The 19,849-nt window shown below is 71.0% G+C and carries 16 protein-coding genes; 9 read left to right on the top strand and 7 right to left on the bottom strand.

Features of this window, described 5'->3' with window-relative positions; genetic code table 11:
* Window positions 1-471 precede the first annotated feature (471 nt).
* Window positions 472-2,577 (top strand): ATP-binding protein, encoded by a 2,106-nt coding sequence (locus ACIHFD_RS01060; RefSeq protein ID WP_397365031.1) that lies wholly within the window; start codon window positions 472-474, stop codon window positions 2,575-2,577.
* Window positions 2,578-2,585: 8 nt separating this feature from the next.
* On the opposite strand, the gene ACIHFD_RS01055 is transcribed toward ACIHFD_RS01060, so the two are convergent.
* Window positions 2,586-3,506 (bottom strand): hypothetical protein, encoded by a 921-nt coding sequence (locus ACIHFD_RS01055; RefSeq protein ID WP_397365030.1) that lies wholly within the window; start codon window positions 3,504-3,506, stop codon window positions 2,586-2,588.
* Window positions 3,507-3,889: 383 nt separating this feature from the next.
* Here ACIHFD_RS01055 and ACIHFD_RS01050 point away from each other — a divergent pair, with 383 nt between their 5' ends.
* From ACIHFD_RS01050 to ACIHFD_RS01040, 3 genes are all read left to right on the top strand, one after another.
* Window positions 3,890-4,054, top strand: coding sequence for a hypothetical protein (locus ACIHFD_RS01050; RefSeq protein ID WP_397365029.1), 165 nt, complete (start codon window positions 3,890-3,892; stop codon window positions 4,052-4,054).
* A gap of 83 nt (window positions 4,055-4,137) precedes the next feature.
* Complete coding sequence (locus tag ACIHFD_RS01045; RefSeq protein WP_350723021.1) at window positions 4,138-5,037, top strand: PAC2 family protein; 900 nt, start codon at window positions 4,138-4,140, stop codon at window positions 5,035-5,037.
* Between the two features lie 235 nt (window positions 5,038-5,272).
* A complete protein-coding gene (locus tag ACIHFD_RS01040; protein ID WP_397365028.1) occupies window positions 5,273-6,313 on the top strand; it encodes a Gfo/Idh/MocA family oxidoreductase in 1,041 nt (346 codons plus the stop codon).
* Between the two features lie 93 nt (window positions 6,314-6,406).
* Here the strand turns inward: ACIHFD_RS01040 and ACIHFD_RS01035 are convergent, their stop codons facing one another.
* Entirely contained in the window at window positions 6,407-7,090 is a 684-nt protein-coding gene (locus ACIHFD_RS01035; RefSeq protein WP_397365027.1) for a response regulator, read from the bottom strand.
* Entirely contained in the window at window positions 7,087-9,048 is a 1,962-nt protein-coding gene (locus tag ACIHFD_RS01030; protein WP_397365026.1) for a sensor histidine kinase, read from the bottom strand. Before ACIHFD_RS01030 ends, ACIHFD_RS01035 begins: the two co-directional genes overlap by 4 nt.
* A gap of 233 nt (window positions 9,049-9,281) precedes the next feature.
* Between ACIHFD_RS01030 and ACIHFD_RS01025 the strand changes: the two genes are divergently transcribed.
* Together ACIHFD_RS01025 and ACIHFD_RS01020 are read left to right on the top strand one after the other, a co-directional pair.
* Window positions 9,282-9,884 carry a hypothetical protein gene (locus ACIHFD_RS01025; RefSeq protein ID WP_397365025.1) on the top strand — a complete coding sequence of 201 codons (603 nt, stop codon included), beginning with the start codon at window positions 9,282-9,284 and terminating at the stop codon, window positions 9,882-9,884.
* Between the two features lie 67 nt (window positions 9,885-9,951).
* On the top strand, window positions 9,952-10,491 hold the full coding sequence (locus ACIHFD_RS01020) for an RICIN domain-containing protein (protein WP_397365024.1): 540 nt from the start codon (window positions 9,952-9,954) through the stop codon (window positions 10,489-10,491).
* An 84-nt stretch (window positions 10,492-10,575) separates the two neighbouring features.
* Here the strand turns inward: ACIHFD_RS01020 and ACIHFD_RS01015 are convergent, their stop codons facing one another.
* Window positions 10,576-11,358 (bottom strand): tyrosine-protein phosphatase, encoded by a 783-nt coding sequence (locus ACIHFD_RS01015; RefSeq protein ID WP_397365023.1) that lies wholly within the window; start codon window positions 11,356-11,358, stop codon window positions 10,576-10,578.
* A gap of 73 nt (window positions 11,359-11,431) precedes the next feature.
* Between ACIHFD_RS01015 and ACIHFD_RS01010 the strand changes: the two genes are divergently transcribed.
* Window positions 11,432-12,304 carry a hypothetical protein gene (locus tag ACIHFD_RS01010; protein WP_397365022.1) on the top strand — a complete coding sequence of 291 codons (873 nt, stop codon included), beginning with the start codon at window positions 11,432-11,434 and terminating at the stop codon, window positions 12,302-12,304.
* Window positions 12,305-12,314: 10 nt separating this feature from the next.
* Here the strand turns inward: ACIHFD_RS01010 and ACIHFD_RS01005 are convergent, their stop codons facing one another.
* Together ACIHFD_RS01005 and ACIHFD_RS01000 are read right to left on the bottom strand one after the other, a co-directional pair.
* A complete protein-coding gene (locus ACIHFD_RS01005) occupies window positions 12,315-14,795 on the bottom strand; it encodes an ATP-binding protein (RefSeq protein WP_397365021.1) in 2,481 nt (826 codons plus the stop codon).
* A 117-nt stretch (window positions 14,796-14,912) separates the two neighbouring features.
* Window positions 14,913-17,015: a M6 family metalloprotease domain-containing protein gene (locus ACIHFD_RS01000; protein WP_397365020.1), complete on the bottom strand. Its 2,103-nt coding sequence runs from the start codon at window positions 17,013-17,015 to the stop codon at window positions 14,913-14,915.
* A 106-nt stretch (window positions 17,016-17,121) separates the two neighbouring features.
* On the opposite strand from ACIHFD_RS01000, the gene ACIHFD_RS00995 reads away from it, so the two are divergent.
* Window positions 17,122-18,279: a PucR family transcriptional regulator gene (locus tag ACIHFD_RS00995; RefSeq protein ID WP_397365019.1), complete on the top strand. Its 1,158-nt coding sequence runs from the start codon at window positions 17,122-17,124 to the stop codon at window positions 18,277-18,279.
* Between the two features lie 109 nt (window positions 18,280-18,388).
* Window positions 18,389-19,378 (top strand): amidohydrolase family protein, encoded by a 990-nt coding sequence (locus ACIHFD_RS00990; RefSeq protein ID WP_397365018.1) that lies wholly within the window; start codon window positions 18,389-18,391, stop codon window positions 19,376-19,378.
* Window positions 19,379-19,381: 3 nt separating this feature from the next.
* Here ACIHFD_RS00990 and ACIHFD_RS00985 read toward each other — a convergent pair whose 3' ends face one another.
* Window positions 19,382-19,801, bottom strand: a complete 420-nt coding sequence (locus tag ACIHFD_RS00985; RefSeq protein ID WP_350723039.1) for a MarR family transcriptional regulator — start codon at window positions 19,799-19,801, stop codon at window positions 19,382-19,384.
* Window positions 19,802-19,849 lie beyond the last annotated feature (48 nt).

Genomic DNA, 19,849 nt, shown 5'->3' with positions numbered 1-19,849 from the left:
GTGCCGTCAGGTGGCCTGATGCCCGCTGATCGCTACCCCTCGGGCCTGACCGAAGCGCAGTAGGAGCTGATCGAGCTGTTACTGGCGAACACCGCGCCAGATCGGGCAACGCGGCTCGGAAGGCACCCGGTCCGGGGTGGGCATCAGTCAGCCCGCCGCTTCGCCGGTCAGCGGGTGGGCTCGATGGCGCCGCCAGGCGCGCCTCTGGAGGGACAGTCCGAGCGGAGCGAGGGCCTTAGGCCCAGTGTGGAGGCTTGTTGTCCAGGTAGAAGGCGTCCGGGTCGGTCTCGGGCCAGTCGCCCCAGCCCTCGTCCGTGTCGTCCGCTGTCTGCTCCGGTAGAAAATCGTTCACGCCGGACATGCTACTCGGGCATACAAAGCACCCGACGTGTCCGCAGGTCCAGGGACAGGCGGGGGCGGCGGCGGTACGATGCGAGAGCAGGTGTCGCCTATCCCCCCGTGAGGCTGCTCATGGCAACCCCGACAGGCTGGCAGCGAGACGGCAATCTACCGGCGGAGCTCACCAGCTTCATCGGCAGGACACGACTCCTCGCCAACCTCAAACGGCACCTCGGCGAGTCCCGCCTGGTGACCGTGACGGGCATCGGGGGCGTGGGCAAGTCCCGTACGGTGCTGAGGCTCGCGCATCTCGTCCGCTCGCAGTATCCGGACGGCGTGTGGTTCGCGGATCTCGGGCGGTTGCAGGACGCGGGCATGGTCAAGCACACCATCGCCTCCGCGCTGGGCATCGCCGACCAGTCCTCGCGGGCCGAGTCCGAGTCGCTGTCGGAGTGGGTGGGCGAGCGCGACATGCTGCTCATCATCGACACCTGCGAACACCTGGTGCACGGGTGCGCCGATCTGGTGCACGAGTTGCTGGAGGCGGCGCCCAATCTGAAGGTGCTGGCCACCAGCCGCCAGTCGCTGAACCTGCCGTACGAGCACGTGGTCCCCGTGCCGCCGCTGCAGGTGCCGTTCGAGGATCCGGGCGAGAGCCTGTTCACGAACGAGTCCGTGCAGCTCTTCGCCGAACGCGCCGGGGCGAGCGTGCCCGACTTCGTGCTCGACGAGGACAACATCGGCGCCGTGGCCGAGCTGTGCCGCAGGCTCGACGGGATCCCGCTCGCGATCGAGCTGGCGGCCGTGCGGCTGCGGGCGCTGTCGGTGGAGCAGATCCTCGGGCTGCTGGCCGACCGGTTCAGCCTGCTGGCGGGCGCGAGCCGGACGGCGCTGCCGCGGCACCAGACGCTGCGGGCGGCCATCGGGTGGAGTCACGAGCTGTGCGAGCCCGCGGAGCGGCTGCTGTGGGCGCGGCTGTCGGTGTTCGCGAAGGACTTCGAGCTGGACGCGGCCAGGTTCGTCTGCTCCGACGGGCGGCTGCCGTCCGAGGACATCACCGATCTGGTCACGGGGCTGGTCGAGAAGTCCATCCTGCTGATCAGGAGCAACCACGCCGGGGTCCGCTACAAGCTCATCGACACCCTCGCGGAGTACGGCGAGGAGTGGCTCGACAAGCTCGGCCAGAAGGAGCAGATGCAGCAGCGGCACCTGGAGTACTACCTGAGCCTGGCCCAGCGCAGCGAGGACGCCTGGTCCGGGCCGCGGCAGATCTACTGGTTCGTCCGCATGCGGCAGGAGCACGACAACGTACGGGTGGCGCTCGATCATGCGCTCAAGTCGCCGGGCAAGTCGGTGCTGGCGCTGACGCTGCTGTCGTCGTTGTGGTTCATGTGGATCTGTTGTGGATTCGTCCGTGAGGGGCGGCTCTACCTGGAGAAGGCGCTCCAGGCCAACCCCACCGTGAGCAAGGAGCGCTGCAAGGCGCTGTGGGTGCTCTCGTACGTGCGCAGCGCCCAGGGTGACAGCGCGGGCGCGCTGAAGGCGGCCGAGCAGTGCAGCACCGAGGCCGTCAGGGTCGGCGACTCCAGGGCCGTGATCCTGGCCTCCAAGATGCAGGGCACGGCCGCGCTGCTCCAAGGTGACCTGCAGAAGGCCAGCGCGCTGCTGGGCGTGGCGATCGAGTTCAACACCGACAACAAGGAGCTCAACCCCGGTCTGCTGCCCGCCATCGTCGAGCTGTCGCTGGTGCTGTCGTCGCAGGGCGAGTTCTACGAGGCGGAGTCGCTGCTGCTGGACTGCCTGCAGGTGTGCAGGGAGCGCGGCGAGCTCTGGGTCAGCTCGTACGCGCAGTGGGCGCTGGCCTTCACCAGACTCGCGACCGGCAGGGCGGAGGAGGCGCTGCAGAGCGCCAGGGAGGGGCTGCGGATCAAGCGGCACTTCCACGACACGCTCGGCACCCTGCTGGCGCTGGAGACCTGCGCGCGCATCTTCGTCCTGCACGACGAGCTGGCGCTGGCCGCCAAACTGCTCGGCGCGTTGCAGCAGAACTGGAAGTCGGCCGGCCTGCCGCAGATGGGCGCGCCGTTCCTGACCGACGACCACAACGTGTGCGTGCGCGAGTGTGTGCGGCGGATGGGCGAGCAGGCCTACAAGAACACGTTCGAGGAGGGCGCCAGGCTCGACCTGGACGAGGCGTCCGAACTCGCGCTCGGTGGCGAGCCGGACGCCTCTGAATAGCGCCGGCCTCAGACCGCCTGGGGCCAGCGGGTGCCGTCGGGCCAGGCGTGCACGTAACGTGCGCTGCCGAGGGAGAACTCGATGTGCCCGCGCACCCAGTGTTCGAGCCCCCGGACGTACTTGCGGACCGGTAGCGACGCCCAGTGTTCCAGCGTCGCGCGCCGCTCGATGAACGCGGCGACCGCGTTGTTGTGCATCTCCGCGACCTCGCGCAACGCGTCCTGGAGGGAGAGGGACTTGTGCGTGGCCAGGACGGTGACGAGGTTGTGCCGGGCCTTGTCGTTCCCCCGTTCCTTGGCGTACGAGAGCAGGTCGTTGTCCCAGCCGATGAGGTCGCATGCCAGGTCGGAGAGCGCGCGGACGTCGGGATGGTGCCATTCCTCCGCCTCGAGCCGGTAACCGCCACCGGCGTCGATGAGCGCGAGGCAGGTGTACGTGGCCCCCGTGATGCGGCGCATCAGCACGTAGTCGTCAGGGTTGGGGATCAGGTCGACCTCGCGGTTGGCCGCCTCCCAGATCTGGGCGAACAGGTACTCCTTCACCGTGATCCGCCACCGGTCCACCTGGGCGGGGGTGGCGGCTTCGGAGATCCGGTGCAGGAGCTCGTTGAGGGCGAGGCCGAACGGGTCGTCGAAGTCCGGCTTCCTGCGTCCGTCGAGGATCTCGAGGAGCGGCGGCAGGGCGCGGGCCAACGCGGAGGCCCGGTGTCCCATCAGCTCGCCCTCGCAGAACGCGTCGTCGAACGCGAAGAGCCAGTTGTACCAGTCGTTGATCAACCGGAGGCTGTCACGCGGCACGGTCGGGTTGGTCCGGGCTGCGAGCAGGCCGATTTTGGAGCGCCGGAAGTGCTCGATCGCCTCGGCGCCGGTGAGCATGTTCGTGGCGGCCAGCCATGCGTGACTCTCCGCGTCGACCTCCGCGGCGTGCACGTGAATCTCGTTCGGGAACGGACATGGCAACGGAGGGATGTGGAGTGGTCGCCTACCAAATGTTTGCGCAGAAGTAGCCACGTCATCCAGCATGACGAGGCGGTGAACGAAAGGCCACAGTCGGCAACTTCGAGGCCTTTAGTGCTTATTTCATACTATGAATCGCTTTGCGTGAACCATTGGATAAACTGGTCATTTACCACAATCGCGTCGCACGCAACGCCGGCGGCGAGCCCGTGCGGCGATCGTCGCTCTCCTTCGGTAACGCTCTGACCACGACAGACTCCTTTTCGTGGTGAGCGGCGTCAGACCGAGGTCGCGGACCCGGCGGGAATCGGCGCCCCGCTGTTACAAGCAGGCGAAACCGTCCTGGCGTGACCGTAATGAGCCGCGAGCACCAGCAAAGTGTCACCTTTGCCGTCGGTCGCCTCGACCGGTGCCCGACCTCGGCCTATGCCTTCGGCATCCCGGCGGCACCCGTCCTGGCCAGGGCGAACATCCCGGTTGCGAACCCCGATCTTCGGGTCCGTGGCGATGTGTCCTATTGACCCTCGATAGGGTGCCGTGCGCGGAATCGTTCCGACTCGCCGTAGGTTCTGGTGAAGAGTACCTAGGGAAAGGCTGTCCAACCGTGTTCGACCCGAAGGATCTCTACGAGCTCGCAGACGACGCGCCCGAGCTGCCCGATCCGGTGTTGCTGTACCACTTCGACGGCTTTGTCGACGCGGGCGCCGCCGGACGCCTCGCACTGGGCCACCTGCTGGCCGAGCTGGAGCACCGGGTCGTGGCGACGTTCGACGTGGACCGGCTGCTCGACTACCGGTCTCGCCGGCCCATCATGACCTTCGACACTGACCGATGGGTGGAGTGCGAGAGCCCGGAATTGGCCGTTCATGTCGCCAAGGACGCGACGGGAACGCAGTTCCTGGTGATGAGCGGGCCCGAGCCCGACCGGGAGTGGGAGCTGTTCACCAAGGCCGTGTCGGACCTGGTGGAGCGCTTGAAGGTGAGCAAGATCGTGACGCTCCACGGCATCCCCATGGCGGTCCCCCACACCCGGCCGCTCGGCCTGACGATGCACGCCAGCCGGCCCGAGTTGATCAACTCCCAGACGAGCGCGTTCGGACGGGTCCAGGTGCCGGGGAGCGTGGCGGCGCTGCTGGAGTTCCGGCTGGGGGCGCAGGGGCACGACGCGCTGGGGTACGCGATCCACGTACCGCATTACCTCTCGCAGGCCGAGTACCCGACCGCCGCCGTCACCGGCCTGGAGGCGGTGACGCGGGGCACGGGGCTGGTGTTCCCGCTGGACGGGCTGCGCGACGCGGCCCGCCGTACGACGACGGAGATCGAGGAGCAGATCCAGGCCTCCACCGAGCTCTCCACCGCGATCACGGGGCTGGAGCAGCAGTACGACGCGTTCGCGGGCGGCGCCGAGCGCGAGAACCTGATGGCCGAGACGACCCCGATGCCCACGGGCGACGAACTGGCCGCCCAGTTCGAACGCTTCCTCGCCGAGCGCGACGACGAGTGAACACCCATATTTTACGGTGGCCCGAGCCGGCACCACCCGCCGCACGTGGCCGGGGCCTGTCCAGGGTGACGCTCACCAGGTGTGCGTGGCGGGCCGCCGTCACGCCGCCCCGTGGGCCGTCTGGGTGGTGCCTTCGTGACCCCGGAAACAGCGATGCCTTCGTGACCCCGGGACAAGGGCCGTGGCCGGGCACCGCCTGAGGGGTCTCGACGGGGCCGCCGGATAGCCTGAGGAAATGACTGACATCCGGGTCGGACTGGTCGGCTACGGCACCGCCGGAGCGTATTTCCACGCCCCCCTCATCCACGCCACCCCCGGCCTGTCCCTGACTGCCGTCGTGACCGGCAACCCCGCCCGCCAGGCCGAGGTGGCCGAGAAGTACGGCGCGGTCCCGGTGCCCGACGTGGAGGAGCTGTGGGGCCGGTGCGATCTCGTCGTGGTCGCCTCCCCCAACAGGACCCACATGGCCACCGCAGCCTCCGCGCTCACCGCCGGCCTGCCCGTCGTCGTGGACAAGCCCCTGGCCAGGACCGCTGCGGAGGGCCGGGAGCTGGTGCGGCTGGCCAAGGAGCGCGGGCTCATGCTGACCGTGTTCCAGAACCGGCGCTGGGACGGCGACTTCCGCACCGTCCGCAGGCTGGTCGAGGAGGGGCGGCTGGGTGACGTGCTGCGCTTCGAGTCGAGGTTCGAGCGGTGGCGGCCGGTGCCCAAGGGCGGCTGGCGGGAGACCGGGGGCGCGGAGGAGATCGGCGGGCTCCTCTACGACCTGGGCAGCCACCTGGTGGACCAGGCCCTGCAACTGCTCGGCCCGGCGCGCGAGGTCTACTGCGAGAGCGACGTGCGGCGCGAGGGGGTGGCCTCCGACGACGACACGTTCATCGCGCTGACGCACGCGGGCGGGGCCCGGTCGCATCTGTGGATGAGCTCGGTGGCGGCCTGGCGCGGGCCCAGGTTCCGGGTGCTGGGCTCGGCGGCCGGGTTCGTGAAGTACGGGATGGACGTGCAGGAGGAGCGGCTGCGGGCGGGGATGTCGCCCGGTTCGCCGGAGTTCGGGGAGGATGACGAGGGGAGCTGGGGGCTGCTCGGCACGGAGGAGGCCCATCGTGCCGAGCGGACGGAGCCGGGGGCGTACCTGGACTTCTATCGCGGGGTTGTGGCGACCCTGCGCGAGGGGGCGCCACCACCCGTGGACCCGGAGAGCGTGATCGACACGCTGACCGTCATCGAGGCGGCCCGCCTGTCGGCCACCCAGCGCATCGTCACCCACCTGGGCTGACCCACCCACCCGCCCGGGACGCGAGCGGCGGGCCAGTCACACAGGGCGGCGGCCGCGTCGTCCGGCGCGGGGGCCGACCGGATCGTCGGCTGGTCACGCGGGCCGGCGTTCGCCGCCCCGCGTGACCAGCCCGCTCTCGTAGGCGTGGATCACCAGGTGGACCCGGGTTGCGGCATCCAGCTTGGTGAGCAGCCTGCTGACGTACGTCTTGACCGTAGCCGCGCCGATGTACAGCCGCTCGGCGATCTCGGCGTTGGACAGGCCCTGGGCGACCAGACGGAGCACGTCGGTCTCCCGCTCGGTCAGCTCGGGCAGATCACCTATGTCCACGGCGGTCGGCGGGGTGACGGCGAACGCGTCGATGAGGCGGCGCGCGATCGACGGGGACAACAGCGCGTCGCCGTCGGCGGCCACCCGCACCGCGCGCAGCAACTCGGCCGGTGGGGTGTCCTTGAGCAGGAATCCCACGGCGCCGGCGCGCAGCGCCCCGAAGACGTACTCGTCCAGGCCGAAGGTGGTCAGGACGACGATCTTCGTCTGGGCACACGCCGGGTCGGCGGTGATGCGGCGGGTGGCCTCGATGCCGTCGAGCACCGGCATGCGGACGTCCATCAGCACCACGTCCGGGCGGGTGGCACGGACCAGCCGCACGGCCTCCTCACCCTGCCCGGCCTCGCCGGCGACCTCGAGGTCGGGGGTGGCCGACAGCAGGGCCACGAATCCGGCCCTGACCAGCTCCTGGTCATCGACGACCACGACGCGCAGGGGTGTTGTCATGGGTTCACCCGTTCGGTTGCGGCCGGCAGTGTGGCGTGGACGCGGAAGCCACCACCCGGGAGCGGGCCGGCCTCCAGCATCCCGTCGTAGAGTGCCACGCGCTCGCTCATTCCCACCAGACCGAACCCGCCACCGGTGGCGGGGGTGCCCGGGCCGTCGTCGTCGACCCGGATGTCGATGTGCCCCTCCGCGGCCCGCACGCCTACCCGGACCGGACTGCCCGGGGCGTGCTTGCGGGCGTTCGTCAGCGCCTCCTGCACCACCCGGTAGACGGTCAGCCGCAGGCTCTCCGGCGCATCCGCGACGGCCGGGTCGATCTCCAGCTCGATCGCTCCATGCGCGGCGCGGTGCACGGAGGCCAGCAGGCGCAGCTCGTCCAGGCCTGGCGCGGGCGCCAGGCCGGCCGATCCGGCTTCCGGCTGGAGCAGCTCCGACATGCGGCGCAGGTCCTCCATGGCGGTACGGCCGGCCTCCTCGATGGCGGCGAGCGCGGGCTCCGCCTTCTGCGGCTGGGATTCGATGAGGTGAACGGCCACCCCCGACTGGACGGCGATGACCGACAGCGTGTGCGAGACCACGTCGTGCAGCTCTCGTGCGATGCGCAGCCGTTCCTCGACGACGGCCCGCTCGGCCTCCCGCGCCCTGCGCCATTCCGCGTCCAGCGCCAGTTCGGCCGCCCGGCGCATGGCCAGCCGCCGATGCCTGGCGTAGCGGCCCAGCACCCAGAACACGGTCACCGCCGCCACGGTGACCAGGGCGAGCGGGTGGTCGAAGTACGGCGCGCCCAGCAGGGCGAGGCTGGCCATCCCGGCGTACACCATGGCCAGGCCCGTCACCGCGAACCGGCGCGGCCGTTCGGTCGCGACGGTGTACAAGGCGATCACCATGCACAGCGGGGTCAGCCCGGCGTTGCGTCCGAGCCCCGCGATCGTGAACGCCGACGTCACGACCACGACCAGCGCGCTCACGGGGAAGCGGCGCCGGAGCGTCAGCGGCAGGCCCGCCCCCAGAGCGAGCAGCACCAGCCACGCGTCGGGCTCGGGATAGGCGTAGGCGTCGGTCGGGTCGGTGGTCAGCACGCTGCTCACCGCCACGGCGGTCACCGTCAGGCCGGTCAGCAGGTCGAGCAGCCGCTCCCGCCTGGCGGGGACGACCGTGCCGAGTTCATCGCCGTGCCGGGGCGGAGCGTCGAGCGCGGGAGACGGCGTGCGCAGCAGGCCGAGCATGCGGCGCAGATCCCCCAGCGCGGCCCGGGCGGCCTCCTCGATGGCCGACAAGGCGGGCCCGGCCTGCTCGGGCCGCTCGTCGACCAGATGCCGGGCGACCCCCGACTGCACCGTGATCACCGACAGCGTGTGAGAGACGATGTCGTGCAGGTCGCGGACGATCCGCAGCCGTTCGGCGAACACGGCCTGCTCCACCGCGGCGGCCCGGCTCCGCTCGGCTTCCAGCGCCCGCACCATCGCCTCCTCCCTGCCCAGCCGCCATCGGCGGGCGTAGAACCCCAGCCCCCAGGCCACGGCGAAGAATCCGGACTCGGGCAGCGTGGCCAGGGAGAAGGTGTCCAGTGACCGCAGCACCAGGACGGTGCCCGTGATCGCGTACGTGCCTGCCAGGCAGGCCAGCGAGACCGGGACCGGCCGCCAGTTGGCCACCGCGTACAGCGCGAACAGCACGCAGACGCCGACCAGCCCCGGATCCCACCGAAGCCACTCGAACGCGGTGTTCGCGGCCAGCGTGACCCCGAGGACGGCGAGCGGCCACCGCCTGCGTACGGCCAGCGACAGCGCGGCGACCAGCGCCAGCGACACAAGCCCGGCGTCCGGCTCGGGCTGCGGGAGGGCGGAGGCCGGATCGGGGGTGAGGACGTCGGCAACGGTCACGGCGGCGAGGGCCGGCGCGAGCACCACGTCCAGCAGCTGATCCCGCCGTCCGCCAGACGGCGCCGTCACACCCATGACCGGAGGGTACGGCCCCGCGGCCGCGCCTCGATACCGCCATCCGGCGGAACGCTCATTCCCCCATGGGAAGGAACCGACCGGCCGGTTCAGTCCTGGGACGGAGCAACGAGATCGGCCGTACGGCCGCTGACCACGCCGCCGTCCGCGCCGCACTCTTGCTGACATCGGCCCGCGGATCGCTCACCGCCCGCCGACGGCCACCACCGCTGACCGCTCGAAAAGGAAATGCCATGTCCACGACCTCGTACGGCTCCCAGGCCCCGGCGGGCCGAGCCCTCACCCCGCAGTTCGCCGTCGTCGCCGGCGGCCTGGTCGGCGCGACCGGCGCGGCGGCCTACATCTCCAGCTTCTTCCTGCTGTCGGACCTGAGCGGCCGCGAGGCCGTGCGCAGTCCGCTCTGCGTCACCGCCAACGTGCTGATCGCCTTCGGCTTCGTCACGATCGCCCTGGCCCTGCCCGCCCTCGCCGGACCACTCCGGCTCCCCCGCTGGGCCGCTATCACCTCCGGCCTGGGCTGTGCCTTCCTCGCCGCAGTCGCGTGGGCCATGGCGACCGTGGGCGCGGATCTCGCGGGGACGGTCACCGACGCCCAGTGGGAGGGCCCCGGCCTGTTGGGCTTCCTCAGCCTGGTCCCCAAGATGCTGCTGTGCGCGGTCGGCTTCGCCGCGCTGGCCGTCGCCGGCTGGCGCCGCCGCGGCATCTCCCGCGGCGCGTGCGTGCTGCTCCTCCTCGCCGCCCTGGTCGCGGTCCTGCTCTCCCCGCACCAGCCCACTGCTCTCCTCGGAGGCCTGGCTCTGGCCTGGGCCGCCAAGAACTCGGGAGCCCGGAAATGAGTAGGCCCTACTCATGAGGAATCCGCTCGTCACACCCACTCTGGATCACATGAAAGGAAGACTGATCATGTCCTTCGCAGCAGTCCGCCGTACCCTCATCGTCTCCTTGACCGCAGCCGCCGGCCTCGCCCTCACCGGGATCGGGGTCGCCCACGCCGAAACCACCTACTACGAGGTGGTCGCCGAGCACAGCAGCAGATGCCTGGACGTTCAGGACGCCAGCCGCGCCAACAAGGCCAACGTTCTGCAGGCGTACTGCGTGAATGGACGCAACCAGCAGTGGGCTCTCAGGCGAACCGACAACGGCTACTTCAAGCTCGTTGCCCGGCACAGCGGCATGTGCCTGGACGTGCAGGACGCCAGCCGCTTCCACGGCGCCGACGTCCTGCAGGCGAACTGCTGGGATCCGGGCTACAACCAGCAGTGGAGGATGCGGACGGTGCCCGGACCGAAATGGCGCGGCACCGGCCTCCCCTTCGAGCTGATCGCCCGGCACAGCGGCCTGTGCCTGGACGTTCAGGACGCCAGCCAGGCCCACGGGGCCAACGTCATCCAGGCGATCTGCAAGGACCGCCCCAACCAGATCTGGCGTCTCCGAACCCCATGAGCGCCAGCCGAAAGTCTTGACCCCGGCCCCCGCGTCGCTTCGGCGCGGGGGCCATCCGCCTGCCACACCCCGCGGGCGGCGGAGTCAGTCGCGGAGGCGGGTGTGGAGGGCGGTCGTGTCGGCGTCGGTCCAGCCGTGCCGGGTCAGCCAGCCCATCGGCCCGCCGAACCGCTCGTCCAGCACCTGGAAGAACTGCTCGATGTACCGGGCCCGCGGCATGTGGTCGTCCGCCGGCCGCGAGTCCAGATCGCCCCGGTACGTCGCGCTGCTCCGCAACCGCTTGAGGATCAGCTCCAGCCGCTCCCCCGTCGCCACGTAGTCCTCGACGATCGCCTCGCGGGTCGCCCCCGCCACCTCCAGCGCCAGCGCCGACAGCACTCCGGTGCGGTCCTTGCCCGCCGCGCAGTGCACCAGCGCCGCCCCGTCGTCCAGCGACATCGCGCGCAGCGCCGCCACCACCGCGTCCGGGCGGTCGCGCAGGTAGCCGAAGTAGAAGCCGGTCACCCGCAGTTCCTCGTCCAGCCCGCGCTCGGCCCAGGGCAGCACCCGGTCGCCGTCGATGGTGTCGGCCTCGACGTCGGTGTGCGTGCCGCCCTCCGCGAACAGCGTCAAGTGGTGGTGGCGCACCTCGGGCACCAGGGTCAGCGGCCCCGGGCCCTCCATCGCGACCTCGGCGTTCGAGCGCAGATCCACCACGTGCCGCAGTTTCAGCTCACCCACCAGCACCGCCACGTCACCCGGCGTGAGGCCCTGCAGGTTGTCGGCGCGGAAGATCCGCCCGCGCCGGATGCGGCCGGCGTCGCGAGTCGGCAATCCGCCCAGGTCACGCGCGTTGACCGCGCCTTCCAGGTCTATCCACCTCGTCATCTCATCCATTATTGCGACCCTATATGTCCGCCAAATATGAGCGAATTCGAGGTTCATAACGCAGCATGAACGTATGGATCCACGAGCTCTGCCGCCCCGGCTGGTGATCGATCCAACGCTGCACCCGGAGATCTCGGTCGAGCTGCGGTCCAGCCCGCACATCCTCCGCCTGGCTCGATCCGGTGTGCGCGTGGACACCACGAAGAACCCTGCCCTCCTCTTCGTGATCCCGGCCCTCCTGATGGTGATCGCCGTAGCGACCGGCACGGCAGCCCTGCTGGTCCCCGGTGTAGGGCTCGGGCTGATCGTCCTGTTCAGGTGGATGGCGTTGGACGGCACCTATCGATCGACCCGGCGGCGGATCCGCGCCGCCCAGGTCCACGCCAACCGCTTCATCCTCCCCGAGGACCTGGACTACCCCTGCCAGAGGCTGCTGCGCAGGGCACAGAACGCGGTCGAGGCGATCATGGCCTCCCGCGTCCACCGGGACGGCCTGATCGACACCATCGACAACCGGGTCTCATTGCCCGAGGAGGTCTGGCAGATCGCCCAGCAGCTGCGGAAGCTGTCGTCCATGCACGCCGAGCACGGCAAGATCGTCCCCCGCGAGCTGCCGCCCGGCATGGAGGACGCGTTCAAGCCCTACACCACCGCGCTGGACGCCGCCTGGACGTCGCTGTCGCACCGCGTCCGCCACCTGGAGAAGTACGCCAAGCAGGTGGTCAAGGCGGACAAGGTCTACCACGCGCACCGGCGGCTCGAGGCGCTGGCCGCCAAGACCCCCGAATACCAGCAGCTGATCGCCGACACCGTGCGGGACGAGCTGGCCCACGAGCGCATCAGGGAGCTGGCCGACCAGGCGGCGCACGTGCGCAAGCTGTTCGAGGAGAGCATCGCCCAGGCCAGGCTGGCGGCGGGCGAGCTGATCAGGACCCCCCTCACGTGATCCGGGCCGCTCAGGGGCCGGCGCGTCTGAGGAGCTCCAGGGTGCGGCGCATGCCGGCCTCGTTGCCGAGGCTGCGGTAGATGTCCCTGGCCTGCTCCAGCGGCTCCACCGCGGCCCCGCGGCCGCCCGCGTCGAGGTGCGCCTCCCCCAGGTAGCGCAGGCTCCTGGCCATCCACCACCGGTCCTCGAGCTCCTCGAACCCCCGCACCGCCCGCCGCAGCTCCCGCTCCGACTCCTCGATCCGGCCCAGCCGCGCCAGGGCCCGCCCGGCCGACACGGCGGTCCTGGCCACCCCCCACGAGTCGCCCAGCGCGGCCAGGATCTTCTCGGCCCGCCGGACGAAGTCCAGCTCGCGCAGCCCGTTGTCGGGGTCGCCGACCTCCCCCGCGGCCCGCAGGCAGCGGGCCTCCTCCCACAGCTCCCCCCGCTGCCTGAACATCTCGGAGGCCCGGTCGAGGCTGAACCCGGCCCTGGTGAACAGGTTGGCCGCCAGCCGGAGGTCGCCCGCGCGGTGCTCGACGCGCGCCTGCGCGGCCAGCACCTCGCCGTAGACGCGCAGGGTCTGGGCCTCGGAGTAGCGGTTGCCGTCCCGCTTGAAGATCTCCAGGGCGTCTTCCAGCAGCTCCCTGGCCTCGTCGGGACGGCGTTCCGACATGCGCATCTCGGCGAGGTTGCGCTGGGTGCGGGCCATCCACCACAGGTCGTCCTCGCCCTTGAACGCGGTGATGGCCCCGATGAGATAGTCCTGCGCCCGGTCCAGGTGGCCGTCGCTGAACAGCGTCATGCCGATCGTGCGCATGGCCCTGGCCGCCCACCAGGTCTCCCCCAGCTCCTCGAACGTCTCCAGCGCCCGCCTGGCCTCCTCCAGCGCCCGCTCCCGCAGGCCCAGGCCGCCGTGCACGGAGGCGCTGTCGAGCAGCGCGATGGCCAGCGCGCGCCGGTCGCCGATCTGCGCGGCGGCCTCGCAGCCGAGCTCGGCGACGGCCACCCAGTCGGCCCAGTACGCGCGCAGCGAGTGGCACAGGGAGCAGAACGCCCTGGCCAGCCCCCAGGTCAGCTCCCACAGCCGGAGCTGGCGGGCCAGGTGGATCATGGCGAGCAGCGTCAGCCGCTCGGCATTGAGCCAGTCGCCGGCCCGGACCTGCCCGTCGGCGTCGGAGCGGCGCCCGCCCTTGCTCCAGTCCTGCGGCCAGCGGTTCTGCGCGGCCTCCTCGGCGCGGCGGCGGTAGCCGTAGAGCACGCGCTCGATGGCGGCCCTGCGCCGCTCGGCCTCGTCCTGCCCGGCCAACTCCGCGGCGAACACCCTGACCAGGTCGTGCAGCCGGTAACGCATCGTGCCGGTCTGGTCGGTGCCCGAGCACTCGGCGAGCTGGGCGTCGATGAGGGCTTCGAGCTGGTCGGCGCCGTCGAGCCCGGAGCTGTCGAGCAGCTCGCCGGCCACCCAGCCGGGCACGTCGGGCGCGGTGAGCGCGCTGAGCAGGCGCAGCAGGCGGCGCTGCATGCCCGTGCAGTCGTCGTAGCTGAGCTGCACGGAGGCGCGCACGCTCTTGTCCACCGTCGGGGCCACTTCGAGCTGGTCGAGGCGGCGGCGGGTGTCGGCCAGCCGGGCGGCCATCTCGCGCATGCTCCACTGCTCGCGGGTGGCCAGCCGGGCGCCGCAGATGTTGATCGCCAGCGGCAGGTAGTCGCACAGCCGCACGACCTCCTTGGCGGCCTCCAGGTCGTCGACGACCCGGTCGCCGCCGGCCAGCCTGGCCAGCAGCTCCACTCCGTGCGCCTCGCTGAACACGCCCAGCCGCGTGTCATGGGTGCCGTTCAGGAACAGCGGCGCGCGCGAGGTGACCAGCACCGCGCAGCCCGGCTCGGCCGGGATCAGCGCCTTGACCTGTTCGGCGTCATGGGCGTTGTCGAGGCCGATGAGGATCCTGCGGCCCTTGGTCCAGGTCAGCCAGAGCTTGCGTAACTCGTCCAGGCCGCCGGGGTCGGTGGTCAGGCGCACGTCCAGCGCGCGCAGGAACCCGATCAGCACCTCGTCGGGGCGCACCGGTGCGTCCACGCCGCCGCGCAGGTCGGCGTAGAGCCTGCCGTCGGGGAACCAGCCGGCCGTCTCGTGCGCGAACCTGGTCATCAGCGCCGACTTGCCGACGCCACCCCGGCCGTACAGGGAGACCACGAGGGGCGGTGAGAGGCCGGGGGTCTTCCTGCGCTCGGTGAAGACGTCGTGCAACTCGGCCAGCGCCTCGGCGCGGCCGGTGAAGTGCTCGGGGACCGGCGGCCACTGGTCGGGCGGGTGCGGGCCGGGCGCGGGGAGCGCCTGCTGCCGGGGCTCGCGCGGCTCGGTGGTGGCCCAGGTGGTCAGCCCGACGAGGACGGCCGCCGCGCCGGTCACGGCGATCTTGGCCAGCGGCGGGATCTCCCAGTCCACGGAGGCGGTCAGCACGCTCGCGGCGGCGGCCGCGAGGCCCGCGGAGATGGGCGCGGCCCATGGCACCTTTCTGCGCCTTTTGCGCGGTTTGTCAGGTAGGTCCCCTGTCAACGAACACCCCCTATGGGGTAATTCAAGCCAATGGGGTACGGCTTGCGCCAGCCGTACCCCATCGTTCATCTGTTAGCCGATCACATGACAGGTGGCCGTCGCCGTCTTGCTCGGGTCGCTCTCCGAGGTGGCGGTGAGCTTGACCCTGGCCAGGCGGTCGCCGCCGGTCCCGCGCACGGCGTTCACGGTGACGAGGTCCTGCTTGCCGAACGCGACGGAGTCCAGCGCGTTCGGGAGCTGGGCGGTCCAGCCCTTGCCCTGGATCTCGGCCTTGAGCCGGTAGACGTCGGAGTTCAGGTAGGCGCTGACGTCCTCCGGGTGCTGCCCCTGCGCCGGAGCCGCCTTGCCGGTGTTGAACAGCGGGAACTTGCAGGTGGAGATGTTCTTGGCGGTGGGCAGGCCGGCCGAGGGGAGCAGCTTGACGCCGCGCTTCTGCGGGCCCGCGCCGTCGAGCGAGCGGATGGCGACCGTGTAGGACAGCTCGCCGTCGCGGTCGCGCTTGACGTCGGTGACGTAGAAGTGCAGGCGGTTGGCCTGGTCGACGTACTCGTACTCGCTGCCGGAGTCCGTGCCGGCGTGGAAGAGGGCGTCGGCGAGCTGGCGGTAGTCGCCGACCGTGATCGGCACCTTCGTCCCGTCGGGCAGCACGTAGTCGGTCATGCCGATGTCCTGCGGGTTCGCGTCGATCACCCACTCGAACGGGGACCGGTCCTGGTTCTTGGTCTTGGCCAGCAGGACGCCGGAGTCGGGCGTGAAGGAGTCGGTGCCCACGCGGTCCACGACCTCGACCGTGTAGTTCTCGTAGCCGCCGCCGTCACACAGCGGGTTCGTCGTGACGTCGCAGGCGGGGCTCTTGTCGCCGGTGTCGAAGGAGATGTTGACGCCGGACAGCTCGTTCTTGCCCGGCTGGACGGCGCGGGCCACGACCCGGGCGGTGACCAGGCCCGACTCGTCGAGCGCCGCACGCGAGAGGCGTAAGACGTTCTGCTCGTCCACCATCTCCAGCTTGATCTTGTTGCGCAGCATGTGCTGGGCGCCCATGGACGCGCCGGAGGTCGGCGGGATCAGCCAGCGGGAGTGCGGGCCGCCGGGGCCGTTGAAGCTGCCGCGGCTGAGCATCTCCCAGACGCCCGTGTACGCCCTGCGCGCCGGCACGCCGTACGGGTTGTTGTAGTTGTCGGCGATGCCCATGATGTGGCTCAGCTCGTGGGCGTAGACGGCCATGCCCGAGCTCTCGGCCTGGACCGAGTCGATGCCGAAGCGGGCGTTCGGCCAGAAGTTGGAGCCGGCCTGCCACGAGGTCCAGTCGACGTAGCGGGTGGCCACCCAGTTGGGCAGCGCGGGGTCCGGCGGGCCCCACTCGTCCGGCACGTCCTCCTTGGTCGGGAACTTCATCATCCCGAACTCCTGCCAGGTGGCCGACTCGTCCTGACCGGCGCTCAGGTAGAAGACGAAGTCGAACTGCTTGGCCACCTCCTCGCCGACAGAGGCGATCCAGGCGGCGTTGCCCTCGGTACGCAGGTTCTTGTTGCAGGTGTCGCCCGCCGGGCAGCCGGTGCCGCCCTGGAACTCCATCGCGTACTCGTGGTCCTTGCCCGACAGCGTGTAGGGCCCGAACCCGGTCAGCTCCACCCCGTACCTGCCGCCCGAGTCCTCCATCCAGTACTCGTGGATGGTGTGACCCTTGTTGAGGTCGTTCGGGGTGTTGAGGAAGTCCTGGTAGAACTTGGCCACCTGGTCGCGCGGGACGTCGTGGGCCTCGGCGCTCGGGTTCGCGTAGATCGTCGAGCCCTTGGGCTGCGTCACCACGAACGACTGGTTCGGGTAGTCGAGCAGCACGAGCGCGCCCTTGAACGTGCGCTTCGACCCCTTGACGGCGGGGTCGTTCCACTTGGTGCCGGGCGGCCGTTTGTAGTCCGCCCACGTCATGTTGTCGGGATTCTCCCAGTTCTGCGGATCAATCGGCTTGATGCCGCCGGCTGGGTCGGAGCGCAGGGCCTGGGCGTCGGCGGATTCGTCGAGCTGCCAGGGCTGCGTTTGCGGCCAGTGGTTCTGCCGCCACGGATACTCGGGATCGGTGGGGGGTGCTGCGGAAGCAGGGGTCGCCATCAGGCTCACCGGGATCAGCACGATGGCCGCCAGCAAACCCTTCAGCAGCTTCTTCGGGGCAATCACGGATTGACGGTATAGACGATATTGACGGAGATCACCGATCAGTTGTAGGGAAGAACCCTAGTCGTCTTTCCGACAATTGTTGAAATATCCACGTAAAGGTGTTGGTGTGGCGGATCTCCAGCGGACCGTGGACGAGCTCGCCGCGCGTCTCGGCCGCCCCCTGCTGCTCGAGGACCGCGTGCAACGCGTCGTGGCCTACAGCGAGCAGAACGGCGCCATGGACGACATCCGCCGCGACTCGATCCTGCGCCGCAGCACCACTCCCGAGGTGCGGCAGTGGTTCCGGGCTGCCGGCGTGCACGAGGCGACCGGGCCCGTGCGCACCCCGGGCGCGCCGCACTTCGGCCTGCTGCCGCGGGTGTGCGTCCCGGTACGGCACGCGGACGCGCTGCTCGGCTTCCTGTGGTTCGTCGACGCGGAGCCGGCCATGTCCGACGCCGAGATCGCCGAGGCCGTGGCCGCCGCCCCGGCGCTGGCACTGGCCCTGTTCCACGAGAGCCTGGCCACCGGGCTGGCCTCCCACCGGGAGCTGGAGGCGGTCACCGGGCTGCTGGCGGGCGAGCGGGACGCGGCCAGGCAGCTCATCGAGGCGGGCGCGTTCCCGCAGGCGCAGCCGGTGACCGTACTGGTGGCCAAGCCGCGCGGGGCCGAGCCGGACGAGGCGCTCAGGCTGGGGCTGGAGCAGGGGCTGCTGGCGCTGCGGCGGCGGCTGAACGGTCACCATCCGCTGCACCTGGTTCGCTACGACCACGCTGTGCTGCTGACCGCCGGGCCGCCGGTCTCCCCCGACGAGCTGCACGCGGCCATGCCCGTGCCGGTGGTGGTCGGGGTGGGGCGGACCAGGCCGGCGCTGGCGGAGGCGGCGGGGTCGTACCGGGAGGCCAGGCACGCGGCGGAGGTGACCTCGCGGGTGCCCGGGCTCGGGCGCACGGCCGAGTGGGCGCGGCTCGGCGTCTACCGGATGCTCACCCAGCTGCCCGACCAGGAGCTGCATCCGGGGCTGGAGGGACTGCTGGCCGACGCCCAGTACCTGCCGCTGCTGGAGACCCTGGAGACCTACCTGGACCTGGCCGGGAGCGCGGTCGCCACCTCTCGGGCGCTGCGGCTGCACCGGACGTCCCTGTACTACCGGCTGCAGCGGGTGGAGGAGCTGGCCCGTACCGACCTGAAGGACGGGGGCGAGCGGCTCGCGCTGCACCTGAGCCTGAAACTCGCCCGCCTCTCCGGTCGATATTTACCGAGAGAATCGCATAATTTGTCCTAATTGCGAACCTGACAGGGCTCACGTTTAATGCCCTGACAGGGATGATCCGACGGGAGTGCCGATGCCGTCTGCGAAACGTGCCGGTCCGGTCCTGAACAGGCGCGCGCCCATGCCCGTCGTGGTCCATTCCGGCCCGCTCGTCCTGCCCGTCTGCGCCGATCCCATTCGCGACGGGGCCGTGGCGCTCAAGGGTGACCGGGTGGTCGAGGTGGGCACGCGAGCCTCGGTGACCACGTCCTTCCCCGCCGCCGAGGAGCGGCGGTGGACCGGCATGATCGTGGCCGGGCTGGTCGACGCCCGCGCCGCGGGGTCCGCCTCCGGGCCGGCCGCCGGACCCGGGGTGACGGCGCGGGCCGGGGTGGTCTCCGACCTGGCCGAGCCCGCCGGGGTGCCCGGGATCTCGTACGTCGAGGTGACCAGCGCGAGCGAGGAGGAGTGGGAGACCCGCGGGCGGGACGCGGTGATCACGGCGATCCGCGAGGTCGACCGGCCCTGCCCGGTGGGGATCGCGGCGCACACACCGGACCCGCAGGTGCTGGAGGACGTGGCGGTGCTGGCCAGGACGTTCGGGCTGCGCCTGCTGGTCGATCTGGACCGGCTCTCCCCCGCCGCGCTGGACGAGGCGGGGGTGCTGGGACCGCTGTGCCATGTGGCGGTCTCCCGGCCGCTGGACCCCGGGGAGCGCAAGCTGCTGCGGCTGCGCAAGACCGTGGTGGCCGTCTGCGCGTCGCCCGCCCCCGACGTGCTGGCCCTGCTCGACGAGGGCAACACCGTCGCCCTCGGCACCGGGGCCGACGGCGGTCCGACGGGCGGCACCGGCGGGGTGCTCGGGGTGGCGCGGGGCATCCGGCAGCACGCCCGCGAGCTCGGGCTGCGGACCCGAGGGCTGGACGGCAGGCTGGTGGCGGCCGCGACCATGGGCGGGGCCCGGGCGCTGGGGATGCACCGGGGCAAGGGGCGCATCGGGTCGCTGGCCCCGGGGACCCGCGCCGACTTCGCCGTCTTCGACGCCCGCGGACGCTACCCGTACGCCGCGCTCCTGGCCCAGCCGCCCTGCCTCGGCACCGTCCTCGGCGGCACCGTCCTCCCCGCGGCCTGATCGCTAGCGGAACTGGGACTCCACCAGGCCCAGCAGGTCACGGAGCTGGTCGCGCTGCTCCTCCGTCAGGACCGTGAACAGGTCCTGACCCGCGTCCCGGCGGGCCTCGCGGGCGCGCTCGGCCATCCGGCGCCCCTCGGGAGTGATCACCACCAACGTGGAGCGGCGATTGGCGGGATCCACCTCGCGGCGCGCCAGCCCGGCCTCCTCCAGCGCGTCCACCACCGGCGTGAGCGAGCGCGGCACGATCCGCAGCTCGTCGGCCAGCCGCACCATCCGCAGCGCTTCCGGGGCCTCGGCGAGCGCCCGGAGGGCCCGCGCCTGCCCCGGGTTGAGCCCCAGCGGGACCAGCCGGTCCACGTACCCGCGCCGCAACCGCCGGCTGACCAGGTGCAAGAGCTCGGCGAGCTCCTTTTCTCCCATGTCGATAAGTTTAGCCGGAACAAATATGAGTTAACCTCTGTTTGAGTG

The organism is Nonomuraea sp. NPDC051941 (assembly GCF_044593615.1).
The sequence above is the reverse complement of the archived record's forward strand: the minus strand, read 5'-3'. Positions and strand labels throughout refer to the sequence as shown.